Source organism: Rathayibacter sp. AY1C4 (assembly GCF_002932195.1).
Lineage (GTDB): Bacteria > Actinomycetota > Actinomycetes > Actinomycetales > Microbacteriaceae > Rathayibacter.
Genome location: NZ_PSWE01000021.1, coordinates 53,296 through 60,728, shown reverse-complemented (window position 1 = coordinate 60,728; position 7,433 = coordinate 53,296). Strand labels below are relative to the sequence as shown.

Sequence of the window (7,433 nt, the reverse complement as noted above, 5' to 3'; positions counted from 1 at the left end):
CTTCCGGGAGGGTCGGGGCGGGGGGGGTTCCGAGTGTATCGACGCGGGCCGGGCGCCCGGTGGGAGCGCGCACCGCGTCGGCTCGAAACGCGCCGAGCGCCCGGCGGAGAACGGGCGCCCGGCGGGGGTCAGTGCGCGAGCATCTCGCGCACCCGCGGGATGACCTGCGTGCCGTAGAGCTCGATGTTGCGCATGATCGCCGGGTGCGGCAGCGTCCCGGCGCTGTACTTGAGGTCGAAGCGGTCGATGCCCAGGGCCTCGACCGTTCGCGCGATCTTCCGGGCGACCGTCTCGGGCGAGCCGAGGTGGATGGCGCCGTCGGGGCCGGCCTCCTCCTCGAAGCGCTCGCGGGTCATCGGGGACCAGCCGCGCTCGCGGCCGATGGCGTCCATCATCGCCTTGTGGTGCGGGAAGTACAGCTCGCGCGCCTCCTCGTCGGTGTCGGCGACGAAGCCGGGCGAGTGCACGGCGACCGGGAGGCGGGGCTGCTCGAGCTGGTCGAGCGCGCGGCCGAAGAGCTCGACGTAGGGGCGGAAGCGGGCCGGCGAGCCGCCGATGATCGCCAGGACGAGCGGGAAGCCGTACCGGGCGGCGCGGACGACCGACTCCGGGCTGCCGCCGACGCCGATCCAGGTGCGGAGGGTGCCGTTGTCGAGGGTCGGGTAGACGCTCTGCTCGGTGAGCGCGGGGCGGGTCGTGCCCTGCCAGGTGACCGGGCCGCCCTGGATCAGGGCGTGGAAGAGGTCGAGCTTCTCCTCGAAGAGGACCTCGTACTGCGCGAGGTCGTAGCCGAAGAGCGGGAAGGACTCCGTGAAGGAGCCGCGGCCGAGGATGACCTCGGCCCGGCCGCCGGAGAGTCCGTCGAGGGTGGCGAAGCGCTGGTAGACGCGCACCGGGTCGTCCGAGGAGAGGACCGTCACGGCGGAGCCGAGGTGGATGCGCTCGGTGCGGGCCGCGATGGCGGCGAGCACGACATCCGGTGCGCTCACGGCGAAGTCGGCGCGGTGGTGCTCGCCGATCCCGAAGAAGTCGATGCCGACCCGGTCGGCCAGGACTCCCTCCTCGACCACGTCGCGGAGGACCTGGCCGTGCGGCAGCGGGGCGCCGTCGGGGCCGGCGGTGACGTCGCCGAACGTGTCGACGCCGAACTTGACTTCATGCATACTCATGGACTTCTGCAACCTCCGGGGGTCGACGGCTATTCCTACGGGCGGGGTCCGACGTCCCCGGGCAGGAGCGCGTCGGAAGCGACGATCCCCGCCTCGAGCGCCGGCTCGCGGTAGGCGCGCCCGAGCGAGGCGACGGTGTCGTGCGCGTTCAGGCCGCTCGGGTTCGGCAGCACCCAGAGCGGCGCGCCCGCCACGTCCTCCTCCTGCCTGCCCTGCACCGCCCTGCGGCGTCCGAACGCGATCCGGTAGGCGGTGATGCCGACGACCGCGACGGCCCGGGGCCGCACCCGCTCCACGGTGGCGACCAGCCGCTGAGCGCCCTCGCGCAGCTCCTCCGCGGTCAGCTCGTCGGCGCGGGCGGTCGCCCGGGAGGCGAGATTGGTGATGCCGACGCCGCGGGAGACGAGCTCCGCGCGGTCCGCAGCGCTCATCCCCTCGGACACGCGCGGCGCGCGCTCGAGGATCCCGGCCGCGACGAGCGCCGGGTAGAAGCGGTTGCCGGGGTGGGCGAAGTGCGCGCCGGTGGCGGCGGTCCACAGTCCCGGGTTGATGCCGACGAAGAGGAGCCGGACGTCGTCGCCCAGCAGGTCCTCGACGGTGCGGTCCTGGAACGCTGCGAGCTCGGCGCGGGTGAACGGCATGCGACCATCCTGCCGCGGCGCAAGTCCTCTCGGCACGGGGTCGCCGGTGCCAGCATGGAGGCATGACGAACGCATCCCAGGACCACCCGATCCAGCACGGCAGCGACGACGCGCAGCTCGACGAGAAGCTGCGCGGCGTGCTGCTGCAGGTCGCCGGCGACGCCGAGCTGCGACCGGAGGAGGACGTCGAGACCCTGCTGCGCCAGCGCCTGCGCGACACGCGGATCTCGATCTCGGACGAGGCGATCCCGGGGCTCGCCAAGCGCATCCCCGGCCTCATGCAGCGCGGGGGCGGCGACGTGAACCCCGGGGCGCACTAGCCCCGAGGGACGGACGCGGGCCGAGCGGCCGCTCGGACCCGCACCTGCCCGCGCTACTCGGGGACCGCCGGGCCCTTGCGGTGGTGGTCGAACACCAGGCTCGTGCGCGTCGAGGCCACCGCCGGGTTCGCCGAGAGGTTCGAGACCACGAAGTCCCGCACGTCGCTGGAGTCGCGGACCGCGACGTGGATGATGAAGTCCTCCGAGCCGCCGAGGAAGAACACCTGCACCACCTCGGGCAGCGCGCGGATCTCCTCCGCGAAGCGCGTGATCGCCTGGCGCTGGCCGACGCGGATGCTGACGCTGATCAGCGCCTGCAGGGTCAGGCCGAGCGCCGCCGGGTCGAGCTCGGCGGTGAAGCCGGTGATGACGCCGCGCTCGACGAGGCCCCGGACGCGTGCGACGCAGGTCGACGGGGCGATGCCGGCGCGCTCGGCGAGCCGGCTGTTGGGCGTCCGCGCGTCGGCGCGGAGGAGGCGCACCAGGGTCCGATCGACCGGATCCAGGTCGTCGAGGTCGTGCAGATCCTTCGGTGGCATGCGCCCGCTCCCTCACTCCGCCGACGAACCTTCGGCCCGTGCGGTGACTTCCGACCGATCCTGCGGAGTTCCTCCGCTCCGGGCACGATCTTCGCACGATGGGGGCAGAGCCGGTGCAGGATCGGCGCCCACCGCCCGCCCCGCGGGCCGCAGCGAAGGAGCCGCCGTGCGCGTCGGGATCCCCACCGAGATCAAGAACAACGAGAACCGGGTCGCCGCCACTCCGGCCGGCGTCCACGAGCTGGTGCGCCGCGGCCACGAGGTCCTCGTCGAGGCCGGCGCGGGCCTGGGCTCGCGCGTGTCGGACGACGACTTCCGCCGCGCCGGCGCCCTCGTCGTCGACGGGCCCGACGAGGTCTGGGGCGAGTCCGAGCTGGTCCTCAAGGTCAAGGAGCCGATCGAGGCCGAGTACCCGCGGATGCGCCGCGACCAGGTGCTCTTCACCTACCTCCACCTCGCCGCCTCCCGCCCGTGCACCGATGCGCTGCTCGCGGCGGGGACGACCTCCATCGCCTACGAGACGGTCCAGCTGGACGACCGGCGGCTGCCGCTGCTCTCGCCGATGAGCGAGGTCGCCGGGCGCTTGTCGATCACGGTCGGCGCCTACCACCTCATGAGCGCCGTCGGCGGACGGGGCACGCTGCTCGGCGGGGTCCCCGGCACTCCGAAGGCGAAGGTCGTCGTGATCGGCGGCGGCACGGCCGGCGAGCACGCCGCGGCGAACGCCCTCGGCATGGGGGCCGACGTCACGATCGTCGACCTCTCGCTCCCCCGCCTCGCGCAGCTCGAGAACCGCTTCCAGGGCGCGATCCAGACCCGCGCCTCCTCGGCCTACGAGATCGCCGCGCAGCTGGCCGACGCCGACCTCGTGATCGGATCCGTCCTCATCCCGGGCGCCAAGGCGCCCAAGCTGGTGACCGACGAGATGGTCGCCACGATGAAGCCGGGCTCGGTGCTGGTCGACATCGCGATCGACCAGGGCGGCTGCTTCGAGGGCTCGCGTCCGACCACGCACGACGACCCGGTGTTCCCCGTGCACCGGAGCGTCTACTACTGCGTCGCGAACATGCCCGGCGCCGTCCCCGAGACCTCGACCCGCGCACTCACCAACGCGACGCTCCCCTACGCGCTCGCGCTGGCCGACCGCGGGTGGCGGGCCGCCCTGGCCGCCGACCCGGCGCTCGCCCGCGGCCTGAGCACCCACGACGGCCGGGTGACGAACACCGCCGTCGCCGCGGCCTTCGACCTCCCGGCCGTGCCGGTGGAGTCGCTGCTGCTCTAGGCGCCCGCGGGCGCGAGGCCGAGCCCCCCGAGGATCTCGGTGATCTCCTCCTCCGGAGCGCCGCCCACGTCGACCGTGACGTGGAGCTCGTCGTCGCCGAGGGGCTCGAGCGCCTCGAACTGCGAGTCGAGCAGCGTGGTCGGCATGAAGTGGCCGACCCGCGAGGCGAGCCGCCCGGCGATACGGTCCCTCGATCCCGCGAGGTGCGCGAAGACGAGGTCGTCGCGGCGCAGGACGTCGCGGTAGCGGCGGCGCAGGGCCGAACAGGTCACGACGACCGAGCCGCCCGCGGCGATCCGCTGGTCCACCACGCGGGCGATCTCGGCCAGCCAGGGCGCCCGGTCCTCGTCGGTCAGCGGGATGCCGGCGTGCATCTTGTCGACGTTCGCCTGCGGGTGCAGGTCGTCCCCCTCGAGGAACTCCCAGCCCAGTCGGCGCGCCAGGAGCGACGCGACGGTCGACTTGCCGCTGCCGGAGACGCCCATGACGACGACGGCGCGGACGGGGACGGTGGGAAGAGCGGTCATCAGATACCTCCTACGAAGAGACCGATCAGGAGGACCCCGGCGAGCCCGGTCACCGAGACCAGGCACTCCATCACGGTCCAGGTCTTGAGCGTCTGGCCGATGCTGAGCCCGAGGTACTCCTTCACCAGCCAGAACCCGGCGTCGTTGACGTGCGACAGGAACACCGAGCCGGCGCCGATCGCGAGCACCATGAGGGCGACCATCGGCCCGTCCATGGTCTCGGTCAGCGGCTGGAGGATCCCTGCGGCGGTCACGGTGGCGACGGTCGCGGAGCCGGTGGCGACGCGGATCACGACGGCCACGAGCCAGGCGAGCAGCAGCGCCGAGGCGCCGCTCCCCTCCGCGAGCTGGGCGACCACCCCGCCGATCCCGGTGTCGACGAGGACCTGCTTGAAACCGCCGCCCGCGCCGACGATGAGCAGGATGCCCGCGATCGGCGGCAGCGAGCTCGAGAGCGAGGCCTGCAGCTCGGTGCGGTTCATCCGGCCGCCGCGGCCGAGCAGGACCAGACCGGCCAGGAGCGCGATCCCCAGCGCGATGGTCGGCGTGCCGAGGAAGTCGAGGGCGCCCTTCCAGGCGTCCGTGGAGCCCGGGGCCGCGATGTCGGCGATCGCCTTGCCCAGCATCAGCACGACCGGCAGCAGGATGCTCGCGACGGCGGCGGCGAAGCCCGGGCGGTGCTCGCGCGTCTCGCCCGCGCCCTCGCCGAAGAGCGGCGGCGTCTCCACCGGCGCCCAGCGGGCGGCGACCCGGCCGAAGAGCGGGCCGGCGACGACGACGGTGGGGATCGCGACCAGGACGCCGAACGCGAGGGTCACGCCGAGGTTCGCGCCGAGCGCGTCGATCGCGACCAGCGGTCCGGGGTGGGGCGGGACGAGGCCGTGCATCACCGAGAGGCCGGCGAGCGTCGGGATCGCCACCTTCATCAGCGGCAGACCGCTCCGGCGGGCGACCAGGATCACGACCGGGATCAGCAGCACGAGCCCGACCTCGAAGAACATCGGCAGCCCGATCAGCGCGCCGACGAAGCCCATCATCCAGGGCAGCGCGCGAGTGCTCGAGCGGGCGATGAGGGTGTCCACGATGCGGTCCGCGCCGCCCGAGTCGGCGAGGAGCTTGCCGTACATCGCGCCGAGGCCGATGAGGATGCCGACGCCGCCCATGGTGTTGCCGAACCCCAGCGCGAAGCTGGCGACCGCGTCCGCCGCCGCCAGCCCCGCGATCAGGCCCGTCGTCAGCGCTCCGATCAGCAGGGAGACGAAGGGGTGCAGCTTCAGCCAGGTGATCAGCACGACGATCACGGCGATGCCGACGACGGCGGCGAGGATCAGCTGCCACTGCCCGGCGGTGGTGGCGGGGGCGTCCCCGGCGGCGGCGCGGAGGGCGGGGAGGAGGGTCGGTGTCATGAGCGTCCTTGGTCGAGCCGACGGCCAGCGGTCGGCTTTTGTCCGACATAACCTGCGTGTGTCCCGATCATGCCCGAAGATCGGCCGGGGCGCGACTCCGGCGATGGCAGGATGACCGCATGCCCGCGCCGACGCCCTCGCTGCACCACTCGGTGCTGGACGAGCTCGGCTCGCAGATCGTGCGCGGCGAGCTCGCGCCGGGCACCACCTTCAGCGCCGACGAGCGTGCGGAGCGGCGCGGGGTCTCCCGCTCGGTGATGCGGGAGGCCGTGCGCGTCCTCGAGACGCTCGGGCTCGTGACGTCCCGCCGCCGCGCGGGGACGCGGGTCCAGCCTCCGGAGTGCTGGAACGCCCTGGACACGCGTGTCGTCGCGTGGGGACTGGACGGCCCGGACCGGCGGCGCCAGCTGCACCAGCTCAGCGAGCTCCGACTCGGGGTGGAGCCGCTCGCCGCCCGGCTCGCAGCGGCGAACGCGACCGAGGAGCAGCGGCGGGCGCTCACGGAGGCGGGCGACGCCCTCTCCACCCACTCCCGCGCAGCCGACCAGTCCGCCTACCTCGCCGCCGACACCGCCTTCCACCGCTCCCTCCTGGCCGCGTCCGGCAACCGGATGCTCGCGCAGCTGGGCGATCTGGTCGCCGAGGTCCTCGCCGGCCGCACCCGCAACGCGCTCATGCCGCGCGAGGCCGACTCCACCGCGGTGCGGCTGCACCGGGCGGTGGCCGCCGCCGTCGCCTCGGGCGACGCGGACGCTGCGGAGGTCGCGATGCGGGCGATCGTCGAGGAGTCGGACCGGGCGGTGCAGGAGAGCTGACGGGGTTGCACGCCCGCTGCGCCGCGCGCACAGTGGAGCGCATGGTCGAGGGATACACGTCCGCGCAGGTGCGGGCCGCCGAGGCTCCGCACCTGGCCCGGCGGGAGCCGCTGATGCAGCGCGCCGCCGACGGCCTGGCCCGCGAGCTGCGTCTCGTGCTCGCCGGGCGCTCCGACCGCTCCCGTCCGGGCTCGGTGCTCGTCCTGGTCGGTCCGGGCGACAACGGCGGTGACGCGCTCTACGCGGCCGCCGAGCTCTCCTCCTCCGGAACCGACGTCGTCCTCGTCCTCACGGCCGAGCGGGTGCACCGCCGGGGCCTCGCCGTGGCGCTCGACGAGGGCTGCGGGCAGGTGCCGGCCGACGACGCGCCCGGCCTCGCCGCGGCGGTGGCGCGGGCGGATGTCCTGGTCGACGGGATCCTCGGCATCGGAGCGACGGAGCCCGCGCTGCGGGGGCGGCCGCGCGTCGTCGTCGAGGCGGTGCTCGACGCGCTGGAGCGGCGGGCCGAGCGCCCGGTGGTCGTCGCGGTCGACCTGCCGAGCGGCGTCCATCCCGACGATGGGTCGGTCCCCGATCCCACCGTGCTGCGCGCCGATGTGACGGTCGCCTTCGGCGCGATCAAGGCCGGTCTGCTGCTGCCTCCGGGCGACTCCTACGCGGGCCGTCTGCGCCTGGTCGACATCGGCCTCGGCCCGGACCTGGCCGGAGTGGAGCCCGCGGTCCGCGAGTGAGCG

General features: G+C 74.1%; 9 protein-coding genes. 4 read left to right on the top strand and 5 right to left on the bottom strand.

What is annotated here, in order from left to right:
* Positions 1-128: 128 nt before the first annotated feature.
* On the bottom strand, positions 129-1,163 hold the full coding sequence (locus C5C99_RS11780; protein ID WP_104340114.1) for an LLM class flavin-dependent oxidoreductase: 1,035 nt from the start codon (positions 1,161-1,163) through the stop codon (positions 129-131).
* Positions 1,164-1,204: 41 nt separating this feature from the next.
* On the bottom strand, positions 1,205-1,810 hold the full coding sequence (locus C5C99_RS11775) for a mismatch-specific DNA-glycosylase (RefSeq protein ID WP_104340113.1): 606 nt from the start codon (positions 1,808-1,810) through the stop codon (positions 1,205-1,207).
* Positions 1,811-1,872: 62 nt separating this feature from the next.
* Here C5C99_RS11775 and C5C99_RS11770 point away from each other — a divergent pair, with 62 nt between their 5' ends.
* On the top strand, positions 1,873-2,130 hold the full coding sequence (locus C5C99_RS11770; RefSeq protein WP_104222561.1) for a hypothetical protein: 258 nt from the start codon (positions 1,873-1,875) through the stop codon (positions 2,128-2,130).
* Positions 2,131-2,183: 53 nt separating this feature from the next.
* On the opposite strand, the gene C5C99_RS11765 is transcribed toward C5C99_RS11770, so the two are convergent.
* Positions 2,184-2,669, bottom strand: coding sequence for an Lrp/AsnC family transcriptional regulator (locus tag C5C99_RS11765; RefSeq protein ID WP_104222560.1), 486 nt, complete (start codon positions 2,667-2,669; stop codon positions 2,184-2,186).
* A 166-nt stretch (positions 2,670-2,835) separates the two neighbouring features.
* On the opposite strand from C5C99_RS11765, the gene ald reads away from it, so the two are divergent.
* The gene (gene ald, locus C5C99_RS11760; protein ID WP_104250738.1) at positions 2,836-3,951 is read left to right on the top strand and encodes an alanine dehydrogenase; all 1,116 of its coding nucleotides are present in this window, start codon (positions 2,836-2,838) and stop codon (positions 3,949-3,951) included.
* On the opposite strand, the gene C5C99_RS11755 is transcribed toward ald, so the two are convergent.
* A complete protein-coding gene (locus tag C5C99_RS11755) occupies positions 3,948-4,478 on the bottom strand; it encodes a gluconokinase (protein WP_104340112.1) in 531 nt (176 codons plus the stop codon). The two genes, ald and C5C99_RS11755, sit on opposite strands and share 4 nt — an antisense overlap.
* The gene (locus C5C99_RS11750) at positions 4,478-5,884 is read right to left on the bottom strand and encodes a GntP family permease (protein ID WP_104340111.1); all 1,407 of its coding nucleotides are present in this window, start codon (positions 5,882-5,884) and stop codon (positions 4,478-4,480) included. The genes C5C99_RS11755 and C5C99_RS11750 overlap by 1 nt, the downstream gene beginning before the upstream one ends.
* A 119-nt stretch (positions 5,885-6,003) precedes the next feature.
* Here C5C99_RS11750 and C5C99_RS11745 point away from each other — a divergent pair, with 119 nt between their 5' ends.
* Together C5C99_RS11745 and C5C99_RS11740 are read left to right on the top strand one after the other, a co-directional pair.
* Positions 6,004-6,699, top strand: a complete 696-nt coding sequence (locus C5C99_RS11745; RefSeq protein WP_104340110.1) for a FadR/GntR family transcriptional regulator — start codon at positions 6,004-6,006, stop codon at positions 6,697-6,699.
* A 41-nt stretch (positions 6,700-6,740) separates the two neighbouring features.
* Positions 6,741-7,430 carry an NAD(P)H-hydrate epimerase gene (locus C5C99_RS11740; protein WP_104340109.1) on the top strand — a complete coding sequence of 230 codons (690 nt, stop codon included), beginning with the start codon at positions 6,741-6,743 and terminating at the stop codon, positions 7,428-7,430.
* Positions 7,431-7,433: the final 3 nt, after the last annotated feature.

What these genes read in the sequence shown, in the direction of transcription:
- C5C99_RS11780 (WP_104340114.1), bottom strand. Translation starts at nt 1,163, where the DNA reads ATGCATGAAGTCAAGTTCGGCGTCGACACGTTCGGCGACGTCACCGCC.
- C5C99_RS11775 (WP_104340113.1), bottom strand. Translation starts at nt 1,810, where the DNA reads ATGCCGTTCACCCGCGCCGAGCTCGCAGCGTTCCAGGACCGCACCGTC.
- C5C99_RS11770 (WP_104222561.1), top strand. Translation starts at nt 1,873, where the DNA reads ATGACGAACGCATCCCAGGACCACCCGATCCAGCACGGCAGCGACGAC.
- C5C99_RS11765 (WP_104222560.1), bottom strand. Translation starts at nt 2,669, where the DNA reads ATGCCACCGAAGGATCTGCACGACCTCGACGACCTGGATCCGGTCGAT.
- C5C99_RS11755 (WP_104340112.1), bottom strand. Translation starts at nt 4,478, where the DNA reads ATGACCGCTCTTCCCACCGTCCCCGTCCGCGCCGTCGTCGTCATGGGC.
- C5C99_RS11750 (WP_104340111.1), bottom strand. Translation starts at nt 5,884, where the DNA reads ATGACACCGACCCTCCTCCCCGCCCTCCGCGCCGCCGCCGGGGACGCC.
- C5C99_RS11745 (WP_104340110.1), top strand. Translation starts at nt 6,004, where the DNA reads ATGCCCGCGCCGACGCCCTCGCTGCACCACTCGGTGCTGGACGAGCTC.
- C5C99_RS11740 (WP_104340109.1), top strand. Translation starts at nt 6,741, where the DNA reads ATGGTCGAGGGATACACGTCCGCGCAGGTGCGGGCCGCCGAGGCTCCG.